The organism is Streptomyces sp. NPDC096152 (assembly GCF_044763235.1).
In the GTDB taxonomy this organism is placed as follows: Bacteria; Actinomycetota; Actinomycetes; order Streptomycetales; family Streptomycetaceae; genus Streptomyces.
Genome location: NZ_JBIWFW010000003.1, coordinates 410,806 through 427,853 on the forward strand (window position 1 = coordinate 410,806; position 17,048 = coordinate 427,853).

At 71.3% G+C, this 17,048-nt stretch carries 17 protein-coding genes; 1 reads left to right on the top strand and 16 read right to left on the bottom strand.

Features of this window, described 5'->3' with window-relative positions; genetic code table 11:
* Nucleotides 1–49: 49 nt before the first annotated feature.
* The 5 genes from ACIQ9G_RS12075 to ACIQ9G_RS12095 form a co-directional block, all read right to left on the bottom strand.
* The gene (locus ACIQ9G_RS12075; RefSeq protein ID WP_403608366.1) at nt 50–1,375 is read right to left on the bottom strand and encodes a PhoH family protein; all 1,326 of its coding nucleotides are present in this window, start codon (nt 1,373–1,375) and stop codon (nt 50–52) included.
* 412 nt (nt 1,376–1,787) lie between these two features.
* A complete protein-coding gene (locus tag ACIQ9G_RS12080) occupies nt 1,788–2,561 on the bottom strand; it encodes an isoprenyl transferase (protein ID WP_403608367.1) in 774 nt (257 codons plus the stop codon).
* 940 nt (nt 2,562–3,501) lie between these two features.
* Nucleotides 3,502–4,308: a methyltransferase domain-containing protein gene (locus tag ACIQ9G_RS12085; RefSeq protein ID WP_403608368.1), complete on the bottom strand. Its 807-nt coding sequence runs from the start codon at nt 4,306–4,308 to the stop codon at nt 3,502–3,504.
* Between the two features lie 121 nt (nt 4,309–4,429).
* The gene (locus ACIQ9G_RS12090; protein WP_403608369.1) at nt 4,430–4,723 is read right to left on the bottom strand and encodes a hypothetical protein; all 294 of its coding nucleotides are present in this window, start codon (nt 4,721–4,723) and stop codon (nt 4,430–4,432) included.
* A gap of 74 nt (nt 4,724–4,797) precedes the next feature.
* Nucleotides 4,798–5,259 (bottom strand): hypothetical protein, encoded by a 462-nt coding sequence (locus ACIQ9G_RS12095; protein WP_403608370.1) that lies wholly within the window; start codon nt 5,257–5,259, stop codon nt 4,798–4,800.
* Between the two features lie 361 nt (nt 5,260–5,620).
* Between ACIQ9G_RS12095 and ACIQ9G_RS12100 the strand changes: the two genes are divergently transcribed.
* On the top strand, nt 5,621–5,989 hold the full coding sequence (locus ACIQ9G_RS12100; RefSeq protein ID WP_403608371.1) for a DUF192 domain-containing protein: 369 nt from the start codon (nt 5,621–5,623) through the stop codon (nt 5,987–5,989).
* A gap of 30 nt (nt 5,990–6,019) precedes the next feature.
* Here ACIQ9G_RS12100 and ACIQ9G_RS12105 read toward each other — a convergent pair whose 3' ends face one another.
* From ACIQ9G_RS12105 to ACIQ9G_RS12155, 11 genes are all read right to left on the bottom strand, one after another.
* Nucleotides 6,020–7,249, bottom strand: a complete 1,230-nt coding sequence (locus ACIQ9G_RS12105; protein WP_403608372.1) for a hypothetical protein — start codon at nt 7,247–7,249, stop codon at nt 6,020–6,022.
* On the bottom strand, nt 7,246–7,749 hold the full coding sequence (locus tag ACIQ9G_RS12110) for a hypothetical protein (RefSeq protein ID WP_403608373.1): 504 nt from the start codon (nt 7,747–7,749) through the stop codon (nt 7,246–7,248). The genes ACIQ9G_RS12105 and ACIQ9G_RS12110 overlap by 4 nt, the downstream gene beginning before the upstream one ends.
* Nucleotides 7,746–9,899 (bottom strand): Flp family type IVb pilin, encoded by a 2,154-nt coding sequence (locus ACIQ9G_RS12115; RefSeq protein ID WP_403608374.1) that lies wholly within the window; start codon nt 9,897–9,899, stop codon nt 7,746–7,748. Before ACIQ9G_RS12115 ends, ACIQ9G_RS12110 begins: the two co-directional genes overlap by 4 nt.
* Nucleotides 9,900–10,087: 188 nt before the next feature.
* The gene (locus ACIQ9G_RS12120; protein ID WP_403608375.1) at nt 10,088–10,729 is read right to left on the bottom strand and encodes an OmpA family protein; all 642 of its coding nucleotides are present in this window, start codon (nt 10,727–10,729) and stop codon (nt 10,088–10,090) included.
* A gap of 10 nt (nt 10,730–10,739) precedes the next feature.
* Complete coding sequence (locus ACIQ9G_RS12125) at nt 10,740–11,318, bottom strand: hypothetical protein (protein WP_403608376.1); 579 nt, start codon at nt 11,316–11,318, stop codon at nt 10,740–10,742.
* A 34-nt stretch (nt 11,319–11,352) separates the two neighbouring features.
* Nucleotides 11,353–11,958 (bottom strand): pilus assembly protein TadG-related protein, encoded by a 606-nt coding sequence (locus ACIQ9G_RS12130; RefSeq protein ID WP_403608377.1) that lies wholly within the window; start codon nt 11,956–11,958, stop codon nt 11,353–11,355.
* Nucleotides 11,955–12,188: a hypothetical protein gene (locus ACIQ9G_RS12135; protein ID WP_403608378.1), complete on the bottom strand. Its 234-nt coding sequence runs from the start codon at nt 12,186–12,188 to the stop codon at nt 11,955–11,957. The genes ACIQ9G_RS12130 and ACIQ9G_RS12135 overlap by 4 nt, the downstream gene beginning before the upstream one ends.
* A gap of 142 nt (nt 12,189–12,330) precedes the next feature.
* Entirely contained in the window at nt 12,331–13,233 is a 903-nt protein-coding gene (locus ACIQ9G_RS12140; RefSeq protein WP_403608379.1) for a response regulator, read from the bottom strand.
* Between the two features lie 62 nt (nt 13,234–13,295).
* Entirely contained in the window at nt 13,296–14,711 is a 1,416-nt protein-coding gene (locus tag ACIQ9G_RS12145) for a sensor histidine kinase (RefSeq protein WP_403608809.1), read from the bottom strand.
* Between the two features lie 473 nt (nt 14,712–15,184).
* On the bottom strand, nt 15,185–16,072 hold the full coding sequence (locus ACIQ9G_RS12150) for a DUF5936 domain-containing protein (protein WP_403608380.1): 888 nt from the start codon (nt 16,070–16,072) through the stop codon (nt 15,185–15,187).
* Between the two features lie 33 nt (nt 16,073–16,105).
* Nucleotides 16,106–17,047 carry a type II secretion system F family protein gene (locus ACIQ9G_RS12155; protein ID WP_403608381.1) on the bottom strand — a complete coding sequence of 314 codons (942 nt, stop codon included), beginning with the start codon at nt 17,045–17,047 and terminating at the stop codon, nt 16,106–16,108.
* Nucleotide 17,048: the final 1 nt, after the last annotated feature.

A 17,048-nucleotide genomic window follows, 5' to 3' on the forward strand; every position in this document is an offset into this window, starting at 1 on the left:
CAACTTCCGCTCCATCGCCCCGAGACGGGGCATTCGGGGGCGGATTCGATCAGATGTGCCCCTCCTCCAGCATTTCGGTCACAAGGGCCGCGATCTGGGACCTCTCGGACCTCGTCAGCGTCACGTGCGCGAAGAGCGGATGGCCCTTCAGCTTCTCGACGACGGCGACGACACCGTCATAGCGACCGACCCGCAGATTGTCCCGCTGTGCCACGTCATGAGTCAGAACGACCCGTGAATTGGCGCCGATCCGGGAAAGGACGGTCAGCAACACGTTCCGTTCCAGGGACTGCGCCTCGTCCACGATCACGAACGCGTCGTGCAGCGAGCGGCCGCGGATGTGGGTGAGCGGCAGGACCTCCAGCATCCCGCGCGCGGTGACCTCCTCGATGACCTCGCGGCTGGTGACGGCCGACAGCGTGTCGAAGACCGCCTGCGCCCAGGGGCTCATCTTCTCCGCCTCGTTGCCGGGCAGATAGCCGAGCTCCTGCCCGCCCACCGCGTACAGCGGGCGGAAGACCATCACCTTCTGATGCTGACGGCGCTCCAGCACCGCCTCCAGGCCCGCGCACAGCGCCAGCGCCGACTTGCCGGTGCCGGCCCGGCCGCCCATCGACACGATGCCGACGTCCGGGTCGAGCAGCAGGTCGAGCGCGATGCGCTGCTCCGCGCTGCGGCCCTTGATGCCGAAGGCCTCCCGGTCGCCGCGCACCAGGCGGATGTCGCCGTCGGCCGTGACCCGCCCGAGCGCCTTGCCCCGCTCCGACTGGATGGTCAGCCCGGTGTGCACGGGCAGGCCGTCGGTCTCGGGGACCTGGACGCGCCCGGCCTCGAACAGGATGTCCACCTGCTCCGCGGACAGGGTCAGTTCGGACATCCCGGTCCAGCCGGAGGCGTCCGTGATGGCGAGTTCCGCGCGGTACTCCTCGGCCAGCAGGCCGACCGAGGAGGCCTTGATCCGAAGCGGCAGGTCCTTCGAGACGACGGTGACGTCGAACCCCTCGGCCTGCAGATTGCGGGCGACCGCGAGGATGCGGGAGTCGTTGTCCCCCAGGCGGTAGCCGGTGGGCAGCACGCTGGGGTCCGAGTGATTGAGCTCGACGCGGAGCGTTCCGCCGAGGTCCCCGATCGGGATGGGGGCGTCGAGACGGCCGTACCGGACCCGGTAGTCGTCGAGCAGGCGCAGGGCCTGCCGGGCGAAGTAGCCGAGTTCGGGATGGTGCCGCTTGGCCTCCAGCTCCGTCACCACGACTACGGGCAGCACGACCTCGTGCTCCTCGAAGCGGCTCAGGGCGTTCGGGTCGGCCAGCAGGACGCTGGTGTCGAGAACATAGGTGCGCCGGTCGGGCTTGCGGCGCTTTGTGCTGGTCACCACGGAAGGACGTACCCCCTCGGATGAGGTCGGGGAGCGACGAGATGGAGCTGGGCCGGTCGACGGCACCCGCGCGCGGCGGGCCGAGGACCGGCCCTCCGCGGCTGCGTCCGTGCTGTGACCGCACGGTCGGGCTGGTGCAAAGGGCCTCCCGGGCGGACGGCCCCGTGCCGCCCGCTGAGATCCGACACCCGTGGTTCGGGTGTCGACCTGTCTGGCTTATGCCCTCGAACATGCGCCGTCATGCAAATGCACGGGGCGGCGCACGTGTGAACTCCGCGTTACATCCGCCTCTGAAGGGGTATCCATGCGCCTTTCGGGCGGACCCTCCGAAGCCGGGTCCGCCGGGCCGCGGCGAAGGTGCGCCGGGTGGCGTATCCGCCGGTCAGCGGCCGTGTCGGCGGTCGCGCGGCGATCAGCCGCCGTAGCGCCGGTGGCGGGCGGCGTAGTCGCGCAGGGCCCGCAGGAAGTCGACCTTGCGGAAGGCCGGCCAGAAGACCTCGCAGAAGTAGTACTCCGAATGGGCGGTCTGCCAGAGCATGAATCCGGACAGCCGCTGCTCGCCGCTGGTGCGGATGACCAGGTCCGGATCGGGCTGGTCGCCGGTGTAGAGGTGCCGGCCGATCATGTCGACGTCGACGGACTCTGCGACGTCCTCCAGCGCGACGCCCTTGTCGTGGGCGTCGAGCAGCATGGAGCGGACCGCGTCGGCGATCTCCTGGCGGCCGCCGTAGCCGATCGCGACGTTGACGAGTATCCCGTCGACGTGGGCGGTGGTCTCCTCGGCCTCCTTCAGCGCGGTCTGCATCTGCGCGGGCAGCAGGTCGGGGTTGCCGACGTGATGGACGCGCCAGCGGCCGTCGGCGGCCAGGGTCCGTACGACGTCCTCGATGATGCCGAGGAGCGGGACGAGCTCCTCCTGGGGACGGTCGAAGTTGTCCGTGGACAGCAGCCAGAGGGTGACGACTTCCACGTCCGTCTCGCTGCACCAGCCGAGGAATTCCTCGATCTTCTCGGCACCGGCCCGGTGACCGTGGACGGTGCTGGAACCCGCGGCCTTCGCCCAACGGCGGTTGCCGTCCATGATGACGCCGATGTGCTTGGGCACCTGAGCGTGGTCCAGGTGACCTTCCACCCGGCGTGCGTACAGCCTGACCAGCAGGCCGCGCAGCTTGTCGCGCAGGTTCACGTGTTCGTCAGCCCCTCCGTCTGGATCGGACAGGCGCGGCCGGGGGCGATCCCTGCCCGCGCGGCGGCCTCGTCCGTATGGCGGTCCCCGGGGGCGAAGCCTACCCCCGACCCGGCAAGGGTCCCCCCAACGGGTGCTCGTGCGCGCCCGGATGCATCAGACGCTCCCCCCGGAGCTCCTACAAGAAACGGGCCGGTCCGTGGGGGGGAGACGGACCGGCCCGAGGGGGGGTTTCCACCATAACCCTTCGTAAGTGATGTCGCGTGCATCGGCGTACAACAACTACTCTCCGGAGTCGCCCGGCGACGCCGCGAGAGGCTTGGAGGCTGTCATTCCGGGGGTTGGAGTGGCCGGATCACAGCGGATTCACAGGTGAATCGGGCGGCATGCGGCGAGAACCGCAGGGTTTGGGCCTTCTTGGTGACCATGCGGCGCGTCGCCCCCGCGTCCCTCCCCCGGGCGACCCGGCCGCGAACGCCCGATTGACGCCGGCACGCGTTCCGCCCCGGCCCCGCGAGCCACGGCGACGGGGCCCCGAGCAGGCGGGCACGGCACCGCGCGGCCCCCTCCACCGCGCGGTACCGCCCGCGCAGCTTTGCTCACGCGAATTGCCTTGGTCTGAACTTACGTGGGGCGGGCGGGTGACGCGAGGGGCGGGCGATAACGATGTGAAGAACGGGACGCCCTGACCTGCCCTTCAGGGGCACTTTCCGGACGGTCGCTTCCCGGCCATCCATCGGCGCGCGTGCGGAAGGGGGGCGCGGGGGCGGATCGGCGGGTCGGTGGGGCGGCGCGGCGAGGGGACAGCGGGTCGATACCGCGATGGGACAGCGTGGCGGCGGCCGGTGGGTCGGCGTGGCGGCGGGACAGCACGGCGGCGGCCCGGCGTGGCGGCGGGGGTCGGCGTGGCGGCGTGGCGGCGTGGCGGCGTGGCGGCGGGTCAGCCCACCGGCCGGCCCGCTCGCGTCGGCTTGCGGGCGTCGAAGAGGTGGCGGGTGCTGTGGGCCACGAACGGGCCGTGGCTCGCGATGCGTTCGTGCAGCGCCCGCAGCCGGGGGGCGTACGCCTCGACCGTGAAGCCGGGGACCATCCAGATCACCTTGCGCAGGAAGTGGACGACGGCGGCGATGTCGTGGAACTCCATGCGCAGGCGCTCGGCGCGCAGATCGACGATCTCCAGCCCGGCGGCCTCGGCGTCGGCGCGCTCCCGGTCGGGGTGCCGGCCGCCGCGCACCGCCTCGGACTGCGGCCCGAGGAACCACTCGACCAGCTCGAAGGCGCTGGCGGGCCCGACGTGCTGGGCGAAGTACGTGCCGCCCGGTTCGAGGACGCGGGCGATCTCCGCCCACTGCGGCCGCACGGGGTGCCGGCTGACCACCAGGTCGAAGGCGCCGTCGGCGAACGGCAGCGGCGCGTGGTCGGGCGAGGCGACGACCACGACGCCGCGCGGGCGGAGCAGTCCGGTGGCCTCGGCGGCGTTGGGCGGCCAGCCCTCGGTGGCGGCGACGAGCGGGGGGACCCGGCCGGCCCGGCCGAGGGCGAAGTCGAGGACCTCCCCTCCCCCGGTCTGAACATCGAGCGCGGCCCGCGCGCGGGCCAGCCTTCCGGCCGCCGAGACGGCGTACCCCCAGGACGGCCGCGCCTCCGTGGCCCGCCCCTCGAACCAGGCGAAGTCCCACCCCTCGGTGGGCACGGCGGCGCCCTCGGCGACGAGGTCCTCGAAGCTGCGGTGCCCGCTGTCTGCCATGCCCCGATGCTCGCAGGACACGATCGCCGCCCGCCTCCCATTTACGCCCCGCACGCAGGACACCGCGGCCGGGGCCCGGTCCCGCCGACGGAACCAGGGGCCCCGCGGCAGGGCCGCCCGCCTACTCGGCCGGGGCGAGGACCAGTTGGGCCCCGAGCCAGAGGAGCGCACAGTGCAGCGGTACACAGGCGGACCATCCCCTCGCCCGCCGCGGGCCGTGACGGACCACCTGCACCCAGCCGACGCCCGTCAGCAGCAGCGCGAGCCCCCACAGCACCCACGCCGCCACGAGCCACGGCGTGGAGAGACCCGTGAACACCCGCAGCAGCGCGACCGGGATCAGCACGATCAGCGGCACACCCCAGGTGCCCTCGGTGACGGGGGAACCGGTGTCCGCGGACTGGCCGTTCGCCATTGCCCTTCCTTTCGGGGTCGTTCCTTCGGCGCGGTCCGGCCCGCGGGGAGCGGGCCGGACGGCTCACCGACGACTCAGTGGTTGAAGTGCCACCAGATGTCGTAGAGGCTCAGGCCGGGAGAGACGGCCTTGATGGCGTACTTGACGTACCACGGGCGGGAGTCGACCCACCGCTTGAAGTCGTCGTACTTGCCCGCCACGGCCTTGGTGAAGCCGGCGATCCTCTTCAGTGCGGAGGCGATCTGGCCCCACTTGGGCACCTTGAGGGCCGTGATGCCCCCGCCGGGCTTGGTGGGGGCCGCGGCCGCCTGCTGGAGCGCCGCCAGGTCCTGGCCGCCGAACTCGGCCATGAAGGCCTGCACTTCGGGGTCCTTGCTGTCGAGCAGCGCCTGCAACGCCTGAGCCGCTTCGGGCTCCTGCGCGGACGTCACCACCGGCGTCGGCACCTCATCGGCCATCGCCATGGGGGCGGCTGCGGCCACGCCAAGAGCGGCCAGCACGCTCACGGCGGCCAGACGTATGCGAATGGGTTTCACGTAGACTTCCCCTTGCAGTTCCAAGGGGGAAGAGGACGTGCGGGAACGCCGGTAGGCGTCCAAACTTAACGGCCCCCCGAATGCGCTTCTTCCCCCTGCATTCACACCCGACCGGTTGGTCGTGCCGGTCGGTCGAAAAGGGACTCTAGCAGTAAAGATCATCTCTTTGGATCGCAAAGAGTGTGCAAGGAATCACTGGCGCGAACGGAACCTTTCGCCCCAATCAACCCTCCGTACCGGGTCGGCCCGTGAAGTGGATGGGCCCGTGGGCCCATGTGCGGCCGCCTGCTCGTGGATACGGTGCTGGCCGTACGGGAGTACGCGGGAGTACGTCGGTACGACGGGCGGAGGCGGGGCGGGGATGGGACGGCGCTGGCGGGACGGTCGGGGCGAGCTGACCGTGCACGGGGACGGAGCGGCACCGGTGACGGTCCCGCTGGAGCTGGCGACCTCGTACCGGGCCCGCACCAGGGGCCTGCTCGGCCGGGACACCGTCGACGGCGCGATCCTGCTCTCGCCCGCGAACAGCGTGCACACCTTCCGGATGCGCTTCCCCATCGACGTCGCCTACCTCGACCGCGACCTCACCGTCCTCGCGGTACGCACCATGCCCCCGAACCGCCTGGGCCTGCCCCGCCTGCGCTCCCGGCACGTGCTGGAGACGGACGCGGGCGTGATGGCGGGCTGGGGACTGCGGGCGGGGGTGCGGGTAGTGGTGGAGGCGGAGTAGAGGGACCGCCTCGGACGACGGGTCAGCGGTTCAGATCCATGACCAGGCCGAGCGCCAGCCCCTCCTCCGTGAGGCCGTCGGCGGTCTCCTCCTTCGCGCGTACCGCTCGGCCAGTTCCATCGTCCACGGGGTGACGAGGGCTTCGTCGTCGACGTACAGACCGGGCCAGGTGAAGACCTCGCCGGCGATCCAGCCGCCGATCCACGTCGTCCACCGCCGGACGAACCGTGCTCCTTCCTCTCCGTCCGGTTCCGGTGGAACGCCGGGGATGCCGAGCCGCGCGCACTCCCGCATCGCCTCGATCATTCGCTCCCGGGTGACGTGGCGCGCATACGGCATCAGGTCCCGCATGACCTGCCGCACCTCGAGCCAGGCGGGCGGCTCCTCGTCCTCGCTCTCCCTCCCGCCCCAGGTGGGGGCGGGGACCGGATCGGGCACGGGCTCGGCCGGCTGGCAGGCCTGGAGGATCGCCCGCGCCCGGGCGACGTTCTGCTCGGTCGCCGGCAGATCGGCCGGCCACTGGAAGCCCGCGGCCCATCCGTAGGGAAGCTCTCGTACGACGGGTGGCAGCGAGGGCTCCTCGCCAGGAGCCGGTTCCTGGACGCGCGCCTCGTAACGGGGGCGGCGCAGCAGGAGGAGCCGCGAACGGACGTACGGGCGGAAGTCCCGGACCTTGTCGTCGTGTACGAGTTCCAGCAACGCCTCCTCGCCGCGCGGCCGGCCGAGGGCCAGGAGCAGGCGGACCTCCGGCTCCACGGCCAGGCCGACGCGGACGTAGGCCTTGGCGAGCCGGGCCGCCTCGCCGTCGTGGCCTAGGTGGGCCGCGCGCTCCAGGAGGGCGAACGCGTCGGAGGCCAGGGCCTGCCGTACCGAGGTGGCCCATGCGGCGGCCGTGGTGTCGATCTGCTCCCGCGTCGGTGGCGAGGACACCGTGGGGATGCCGAGTTCGGACCACTTCACGAGCACCTGCGATATACGTTCCCGGGTGACGTCGGCGGTGGTCGGCATGAGCCGGGGCAGCCAGGCGTCGGCCTCATCCAGGGTGTGGTCGTCGCGGTCGTCGTAGAAGTCCCGCAGCGACTCGTCCCAGTCGTGCACACTGTGGCGGTGCTCGGGCAGGGAGGCCCGCAGGACCTCGAGCGCCTGCTCCGCGTGCGTGGGCAAGAGCTCCGCAAGGGCGGGACGCCTGCAACGGGTGAGGTCGTTCCAGGGCGAGGGCAGCTCACGCATGCCCATGGGCAGCAGGTGGCCGGGGGTCATCGATCGGCATCGCCCTTGTTCGTATGCAGTTCCCGAGCGATCTCGGGCAACTCGGAGACAGGGACATGCGGCAGCTCAGCGACGGCGGAGGCCACCGCGTCGATCGTGTGCACTGGTGGTTCGTCGTCCGAGGACAGCAGCCGGGCACGAGTGGTCCCACCCGAGGGGCTGGCGACCCAGTAGGCGGACGGGACGTCCTCCATCGCCGGATAGAGCACTGCGGCCCCGACTGCCGAGGCCAGTCGACCGGCGAACTCCGCCTCGGAGGGAACCTGGTCGAAGAGCTCGTCGAGGACGTAGATGTCCAGCGACATGGAAACGTCACCGCGGAGTCCGCTGTAGCCGCAGAGCACGGGCGCGGCCCAGTCCCGTGTGCTCTGGTCACCGTCCCGGTCCGCGACATCGACGTCGACCTCGCCCGCACCCACTGCCTCGATCAGGGCGCCGGCAAGCACGGCGGCACGTACCGGCCTCCCGGTCAGCAGCAGGTCGTAGATCATTTGTACGTCCCGTCGTAAACCTTCTTGGCCTTGGCCACGGCCTCCGGATTGTTGGCGAATCGCGGGTTCTTCGTCAGCGCGGGGGCGTTCACGTCGCCATTTGCCTTGGCTATCTCCGTCAGAGCCGCGTACTCGTTACGGTCCATCATCACGATCCCCGGACCCGAATCGGGGTACATCCGCCCCGAGTCCTCGATTCCGTAAGTACGGCCGTTGATCTCGTAACGGTTGGTCTGCTTGTTCCACACGGCCTTGTTCTCGGCGATCGCCTTGATGTCCGCCGCCACATCGCCCTCGTGCCCCTTCAGGATGACGCTGTTCTTCGGCCTGACCTGGCCGTGCTTGGCGCCGGCCACGGTGTGCCTGGGGTGCGGGAACTTCAGCGTCTTCCCCGCGGCCGGCCCCTCCACGTCGGGACCGGCGACCCACTCCTTCTTCTTCGCCTGGATGTCGTCGGACGTCTTGTCCGCCTCGTCCGCCTGCTTGCGGGCCTCCTGAGCCTCCTTCTTGGCCTCCTCGTCGCAGCCGTCCTCGGCGAGGATCACGAATGGGGAGGAGGCGCCGGCGGCCAGGACGGTGGTGCCGGTGCCGGGGGCGCCGGTGAGGGTGCCGGGGGTGGCATCGCGCGGGCCGTCGCCGTACGGGGTCCCGCGGGCCGGGGCGGAGAGGGTGCAGCCGGACTGCCTGGCCTTCTTCTCGGCCTCGTCGGCCGCCTCGTCGGCCTGCTTGGCCGCCTTCTCGGCGCCCTCGACGTCTCCCGCCCTGGCCGCCTTCTTGGCGTCCTCGGCCGCCTTGCCCGCCTTCTCCGCGAGCTTGCCCAACTTCGCGAGCTTGCCCAGCTCGCCGACCTTCTCCACGACCTTGGCGGCGTCGTAGCCGGGGATGAAGAGGGAGCCGACGTTCCAGATGACGTGGGTGACGGCGCGGGTCTTGTCGCCGTTCTTCCAGTCGTTCGCGACGTCGTCGCCGATGAACATGTCGTAGAGGACCGTGCCGCCGGTCTTCAGCGAGGCTCCGCCCCAGTCCCAGACGGCGCCGAAGTAGTCGCCCTTGGACCACTCGTCGCGGGCGCCCTGGGAGTTGTCCCACCAGTCCTCGCCGAGCTGCTTGCCGTAGTCGCCTATGCCCTTGAGGGTGTCGAGGGGGTGGCGGACCATGCCGTAGATGCCGGTGACGTCACCCCACACGCCGTCGACGAACAGGCCTTGGCCGACCTGCTTGACCTGGTCGCCGGCGCAGCCGAAGAAGGCACCGACACCGGAGAAGCAGCCGTCGTCCTTCTTCTCGTTGTCGCCCTGGTCGCCCCCGTCGCCCTGGTTGCCCCCGTCGTTCTGGTCGCCGTTGCCGTTCTCGTTTCCGCTCTCGTTTCCGTCGCTGTTCGTGCCGCTGTCGGTGGTCGTGTCACCGCCCGTGGGGCCGGTGTTCCGGCCGTCGGGGTTCCGGCCGTCCGTGCTCCGGCCGTCGGGGGTGGTGCCGGAGGCGTCCGTGGCGGTGCCGTTCGCCGGGGCCGGGCAGCCCATGCCGACGACCTTGCACACCTGGGCCTGTATGCCCCCGTATATCTGCGTACCGAGACCGCTGACCACCAGGGCGGTCACTATGGCGACGACGATGGAGACCAGGCCGGCGTACTCGATCGCGGTCTGCCCCTCGTCGCCGCCGCGCCGCCACCGGATCATCCGGGCGAGCGAGAACGGGCGGCGCTCGGCCCGCTCCAGCTCCGGGAGTCCGTACCACTCCCGGCTCTCGGACTGGAGCAGGAAGTAGACGATGAGGACGGGGAGGAAGAGCTGGACGCCCCCGCGGACGGAACCGGCGGCGAGGTTGGTGAGCCCGCCGAGGATCAGCCAGACCTGAACGGCGATCAGCCCGCGCCTGACCCGGGCCCCGCCCTCCCACGTCCGCCGGGCCAGCCACCACCCGAGGACACCGGGCGCGGCCGCGTAGGCGACGAGGGCGATCACGCCTCCGTCGAGGACGTCGTACGACGAGGCGGTCAGCAGCAGCCCGACCCCGCCGAGCACGGTGGCGACGAACAGCACGTGCACGAGCGTCAGTGCCACCGCCAGCGACCGCGGCATCCCGCGGCGCCCACCGCGCCCGGACGACCACGGTCCCTCGAACTCCGGCACTCCCCCGACCGAGGCCATGCCCCCTCCCCCCCCCACGTCGGCACACAACTAGGGGGAGATTAGGAAGGAAGCGCCCGCCCAGGATGGGCCCGTGGGCCCAATTCGGCACCCAAAGCACACGACGCGGTGCCCACCGACAGCCGAAAGCCCTCCGCGCCGCGATCCGGGAGATCGGGGCGCGGAGGGCCGGTCGCCTCGTGCGGTGATCAGCTCTGGGTGCGGGGGAAGGACACCTCCACCCGGCGGTTCTTCTTGCGGCCGGCCTCCGTGGAGTTGTCGGCGATCGGGTACTGCTCGCCGTAGCCGCGGACCTCGAAGGTGATGTTCGAGTCGTTCAGGTCCTGGTCCAGGACGTCCTGTACGGCGTTGGCGCGCTGCTTGGACAGGACGTCGCCGTGGGCGGAGGAGCCGAGGTTGTCGGTGAAGCCGAAGACCCGGACGTGGGTGGACTTCTGCTTCTTGATCTCCTCCGCGATCGCGGCGATACGGGACTTCGCCTCGTCGCCGAGCTTCGCGCTGTCCTTGCCGAACAGCACCTCGGCCTGGAGCGCGAAGGTCACGTCCGTGTTGGTGTCCGAACGGCGCTCCTCGCCGCCCTGGTCCTCCACCACGGACTTGATGTCGAGGACTTTGGGGGCGGCGAGGGTGGCGCCTTCCGGCAGCTTCAGGTCCGGGTCGTTCGGGTCGACCTTCACGGGGGCGGACGCGGAGGCCTCCGTGCCCGGGGGCACGCTGGGGCTGTCGTCGGCGTGCGCGACGACGGCGCCGTAGAGGTTCGCGGCGACCATGACGGTGGCGGCGGTGAGCGCGAGGGCGAGACGTGGGCGCCCGCCAGGGGTGTGGGTCATCGCGGCCGCCTCAGCCGGAGATCTGGATGGTGCCGCTGGAGAAGGTGGGCAGTTGGAAGCTCACTTCGGTCGTATTGGCCGGTGGCGCCGGGAACTGCATGAAGACCGCGACGGTGGCGCCCGCCTTGACGTCCTGGACACCTGTCGTGGTCAGGGGGCGTCCATCGGTGTCCCTCAGCACGTAGTACCGCTTCTTGCCCTGGGAGTCCACCAGGGTTGCGCCACCGAAGGACTGGCCGTTCTTCATGATCTCGGTCTCGTTGCCGGTGAGCTGAGAGGAAAGAACGGCGGTCTGGCCCCCGTCGTTCTTCAGCTCGCCGTTGACGGTGACGAACCCGCCAGTGTCCCTCTTGGCCGACGTGATCTTCAGAACGAGACCGTCGGGACCCCTCAGCTCGGCCAAGGGCTCATCCGACTGCCCTTCCTGAGCACTTGGCCCGGATCCGCTGCCCCTCGAGGCTGACGCCGAACCCTGCGGCTTCTTGTCGCCGTCGCTGCCACCGCAACCGGCCACGCCGAAGGCCAATCCGGCAGCCACGGTCAACGCGACCAGCCCCCTACGGGCCTTCGCAGTGAACCGAATGCTCATCGTTCTGCTTCCTTCTTCACTCGTCGTTCGCTTGTCAGTCGGAGTCGGCCAGGTGGACGTCGAACAGGTCCTCGGGGCCAGGAAGATCGGTGAGGTGGAGTGGATCCAGGGGCCAGGTCCTGTCCCTGCACTTGAGCTGTGGCAGCACATCGCCCCCGGCGTTGTCGCTAAGGGGCTTGAAGGTGCAGAGGGGCCTGATCACGGCGGTGGCAGACGCATGGGAGCGCTGACTCTCCGTACCGGGGACCAGCGAGTTCCCCACGGGCTTGGTCGCTTGGACCTCGACCGTGTAGCTCATGCGCCACGGATTCGGGTTGCACCCGGTCACGCCCGCGTCGTTCTGCGCAGCGAGTTGATAGGCCCGCGCGCATCCCCCGAACTCCATGTTCTGGCCGTGGAAGATGTCCTGCCACTTGGTCGGGTCGCGCACGTCTTTCACCCATGCGCCCGCGAGTTGTTTCCGGGTGTCCTGTGCCGCCGCCAACGCCGCCGCGTCGGCCGCCGTCTCAGCGCCGTTCCTGTTCACCGCGGCCTGACCGACCGCAAAGTAGGCGAACGCGAGAAAGAGCAGGCCCCCCACCACCGTGATGTAGATGGGGAAAGCCTGCCCTGCGTCGTCGTATTTGCGGGGTCGGATCAAGGAGCGACCTTGGTGACCTGTGCCTTGATCTTGTCGAGAATCGTCTTGCCGATGTCCGTGCCGGTGATCGCCAGCACGATCGCCACGACCACCGCGATGATGCCCAGGTACTCGACCGCGGTCTGCCCCTTGTCGCCGGCGCGGCGCCGAACGGCCCCAACCGTGGTGTTCTTCCATCCGTTCACGCGGACTTGGGTCGCAACGGCCGTCTTCAGCATCAGGTCGCTCATGGTGTTCCCCTCCAGGCTCGGTCTCGGTGTCGCTCACGACACGAGAAAGGTAGGCCGGGAGGCCCGATCCACCGGAGGGTCCCAGGGCCCATTTCCGGGCCCAAAGCAAGGCCCACCCGTTCCCCCGTACTGTCATTGCAGTTCACCCCACCCCTCGTCCGGAGCCCGGAGCCGTGCCCAGCCACTTCGCCGCGGCCTCCGCGCGGCTGGTGCTGTGGAGTTTGGCGAAGATGCGGTTGATGTGGTTCTTGACCGTCTTCTCGCTGATGAAGCAGGTGGCGGCGATCTGCTGGTTCGTCATGCCGGACGCGATGAGGTCCATGATCTCCGCCTCCCTCGTGCTGAGTTGGAACCTCGACCTGTCGACGGCGGCCGGACGGCCACCTGTCCATCCAGACGACGACTCTCCCACATTCGGTTGCAGTTGCGAAAGGTTTTCTGCAGAAATAGCCTGAACGCCGCCTGTTGCGAGGTCGGACGTGTGTGCAGTCGCACCTCCCAAGCCCTCGGGGAGTGGTCCCCCGCTCCCGGGGCTCCGGTCATCCTGGCGCAACTGCGCCAGGAGCGCCCCTGCCGCCGTGGGGGTGAAATGGGCCCTGCCCTCCTTGATGTCCCTTACCGCCGCCACCAGCTGATCCGCCGTGAACTCGCCGTGCACCAGGTATCCGCCCGCGCCGCGGCGCAGCGCCTCCTGGACGATCTCGGACTCGCGGCTGTAGGTGAGCATCACGACCGGGGCGATCCGGACGAGGTACGGCAGTGCGGAGATGCCGTCCACGCCGGGCATACGGACGTCCAGCAGGACGACGTCGGGGCGGTGGTGCTGGGCCGCCTCCCACGCCTCGCGGCCGTCTGCTGCCTCCGCGACCACCGTGATGTCCGCGCGGCCGGACAGCAGCGCCGTCAGGCCGGCCCGGACCACGGGGTTGTCGTCCGCGACGACGACCCTGAGGGGTGCGCTCGGCGCGGGGCGGGGGAAGCCCTCGAAGGGGTTCGGGGGCGGGGACTGCTGGGGGCCGGGGTGGGATGTCGTCCGGTCCGGCATCTGCGGCCTCCTCTCGGATGGTGGGTGGGGGGACGGGATGGTGCGGGATCCGTACGCCGGTGTCATGCGGGTGGTCCGGTCAGGGCCGCCAGCGGGAGTTCCAGGCGGACCTCCGTGCCCCGTGGGTGGGCGCCGCGGCCGATGCGGATGCGGGCGCCGACGGAGGCGGCCCGCTCGACCATGCCGACCAGGCCGAAGTGGCCCGCGCGGCGCAGCTGTTCGAGGCTGGTGCCCGCGGGCAGGCCGCGCCCGTCGTCGTACACGCTGATGCGCAGCAGGCCGTCGTGGACTCCGGCGTGTACGTCGACCCGTGTCGGCTCGGCGTGGCGGTGGGCGTTCTCCATCGCCTCCGAGGCGATCGTGAGGAGCTGACGGGCCACGGCGGGCGGGACCGGCGGGACGGCGTACTCGCCGGTGGGGCGGTAGGTGGCGGGCAGACGGGTCCGCTTGCTGAAGTCCCGTGTACGGGCCGCCAGTTCGACCAGCACGTCGGTACCGTGGCCGGGGTCGGACTCGCGGCGCAGGTCCGCCAGGAGTTCGCGGGCCTCCGAGGCGGCGCGGCGGGCCGAGCGGGCGACCAGCTCGGCCTGTTGCCTGACCAGCGCCTGGTCCATGCGCTCGGCTCCCGCCGAACCGGCGAGCCCGTCGGCGGCCAGGGCCACGCCGTGCAGGGTCTTGGCGACCGAGTCGTGCATCTCGCGGGCCAGCCGGGCGCGTTCGGCGGCGACCGCCTCCGTGACGGCGAGGCGGGCCTGGACGGTGGTGAGGGCCTCGGTGGCCTCGCCGAAGCGGAGCATGAGGTTGCGCAGGGTGGACCCCACCGCCCCGCTGATGACGCACAGTCCTGGCAGGAGTGCCACCTGCGCCAGATGCGGGTGCGCGTGCCTTCCGGCCGTGAGCACCAGCAGGAGGATCAGGGACTGCAGGGACGCGAAGGCCGCGGCGCCGCGCCAGCCGTAGACCAGGCCGGCGAGCAGCGGGGTGCAGACGCTGACGTAGGCGAGGGTGGTGTCGGGGCCCGCGGACACCAGGAGCAGCGAGCCGAAGAGGGTGTCCACGGCCAGGAGGCTGGGGTGGCGCAGGAGGAGGGGGCCGAAGCGTTCCCAGTCGCGGAAGAGGACGTAGGAGCCCATGAAGGTGACCACGACGGCCGCGCCGACCAGGCGGGTGGCCAGTCCGGGGGCGGCGTTGACCAGGGCGGAGGGGGCGGCCAGGGCGATCATGGCCAGGCGGAAGCCGAAGACCTGCCGGCACATGGCCTGGAGCGCGTTGATCTGGATGGCCGTCTTCTCGGGGGCCGTCGGTCCGGTCGGTGCGGGTGTGTCCCGGGGGGCGCCCGCGTCGGCGGTGGGGGGGCCTTCGTTCGGCGGCAGCGGTGCGGCGGGCGGTGGCCCGGCAGGAGCGGGAGCGGGAGGACCGGCGGGGCCAGGAGGACGGCCGGGGCCAGGAGAACCGGCAGGGCCGGTCTGTGCCGCCATCGGCCCGGCGGGCCCGGACCCGGCTCCAGACCGCGAGCCGGTCCCCGCCGTCGTCGCCGACGGCCCGGCCGCCGCGGCCGGTACCGGCACCTCCGGCGCACTCGACGCATCCCGTACACCAGGCCCACCGGGCCCACCCGGCGCCCCGGTGCCGACCGCCGGGCTCCCGCCCCTCCGCCCGATCCGCACCGTCCGCTCCGCGCCGACCCCGCCTCCGGCGTCCGTCCCCGCCGGCTGCGTGCCGCCCGTCCACGGGCTCGTGTGCTGCGGCACCGCCGGGAGGGCGGCCGTCGCGGGTTCCCAGCCGGGTGGGAGGGCCGGGGTCACCGAGGTGACCGGGATGTCGGGGGCTCCCGTGCGGACGTGGGCGGGCAGGACCGTGCCCGCCGGAGGGGTGGTGATCTCCGGGGGTTTGGGGCGGCGGCGCAGCAGGCCGACGCGCTCGTTGGCCGGGGTCATGTCCTCGTCGCCCCCTATTTGCCCGTGACGGAGCCGAAGTCCACGCCGGAGCCGAGGAGCAGGCCCGCGCCGAGGAGGATCATCGTGGCCGGGACCATGAAGGTGGTGATCATCATGGTGGCCTTGGGGACCGCGCGGGCGGCCTTGCGGCGGGCGTTCTGCGCGTCCGTGCGGCGCATGTCCTTGGCCAGCGCGACCAGTGTGTCGACGATCGGCGCGCCGAGCTCCTCGCCCTGCTGCAGGGCCGTCACGAACATCGCCACCTGCTCGGAGTCGTTGCGGCGGCGCAGTTCGGCGAAGGCCTGGCGGCGGCTCATGCCGAGGTCCATCTGGCGCAGGGTGATGCGGAGTTCGTCAGCCCAGGGGCCCTCGTACTTGGCGGCGACACGGTCCAGGGCCTGGCGGAAGCCGAGGCCCGCGCTGACCACGACCGCGAGCACGTCCAGGAAGTCGGGGAGGGTCCGTTCGATCACGTCCTTGCGGATGCGGATCGCGGACCAGATGCCGACCTCCGTCCAGAACGCGCCGAAGGCGAACAGCAGGAGCGCGACGAAGATGCTGCCGCGCATGAGGAACACCAGGCCGCCCACGCCGCCGAGGAAGCCGTAGACCGCGCGGCGGGCGGCGTAGCGGTCGATGGTCAGGCCGCCGGGGTTGCCCGCCAGGTCGATCCTGCGGCGGTACCGGGCCACCAGCTTGGGGCCCATCAGGCGCAGGACGGCGGGGGCGTAGCGCATGCCGAGGCGGTCGATCAGCGAGTCCACCGCACCGGTGCGGGTGGCGCCGACCTCCAGGGCCAGCGCGAGGTCGCCGGGCAGCTTGGCGTCCGCGCGGTACATGCGGACGCCGGCGAAGGCGCCCCAGACGCTGAGGCCCATGACGAGGGCGAGCAGCAGTGCCATGCCGGCCTCACCTCCTTTCCTTGAACGGTGGACTCAGACGTCGATGCGGGACAGGCGGCGGATGAGGAAGAAGCCGACGGCGTACAGCGCGAAGGCGATGATCACGGCTCCCTGGCCGATCGGGGAGCCCGTCATGCGGTCCAGCGCGCCCGACTTGACGCCGTTCATCAGGAACAGCGAGCCCACGCCCAGCACCGGCACCGCGTACGAGGTCATGTTGACCTGGGAGAGCTGGGTGCGGACCTCGCGGCGGGTCTCCTTGCGCTCCTCCAGCGTCTCGGTGAGGTTGCGCAGGGCGCTGACCACCTGGCCGCCGGCCCGGTTGGACAGGACCAGGGTGGTGACCAGGACGACCAGCTCGCGGGAGGGGAGGCGGTCGGCCAGTTCGCCCAGCGCGTCGTCCATCGAGGCGCCGAGGGCCAGCTGGTGTGCCACCTTGCCCAGTTCCTCGCCCGCCGGGGCCTCCAGCTCCTCGGCCGCCATGCCGATCGCGGTGCGCAGGGCGAGACCGGCCTGGGTGGCGTTGGCCAGGATGCGGGCCAGTTCGGGGAGTTGGCCGATGAACCTCTCGATGCGTTTCTGCCGCTGCCAGTTGAGGAACTGCAACGCCGCCCAGATGCCGAGCAGCCCGGCCAGCGGACCGAAAAAGGGCGCCAGGGACGCCTGGCCGATCAGCCACAGGGCCGCCACGGTGGCGAGCATGTAGACGAAGAACTCGCCGGGGGTGACGTCCAGGCCCGTCGCGGCCAGCCGCAGCTCCAGTTTCCGGCCGAGTTTGGTGCGGCGCAGCCGGCGGTCCAGGGTGCGGAAGCGCCGGCGGCGGCCCACCGGGATCTGGCCGGTCTGCGAGAGGCGGTCGACCAGCGCCGCCCGCTGCGCCCGGCCGGTGGCGTAGGAGTGCAGGCCCATGACGGCCAGGACGCAGGTCAGCAGGGTGACGCCGACGGTCAGCGGGACGAGGGTGTGCAGATCCATG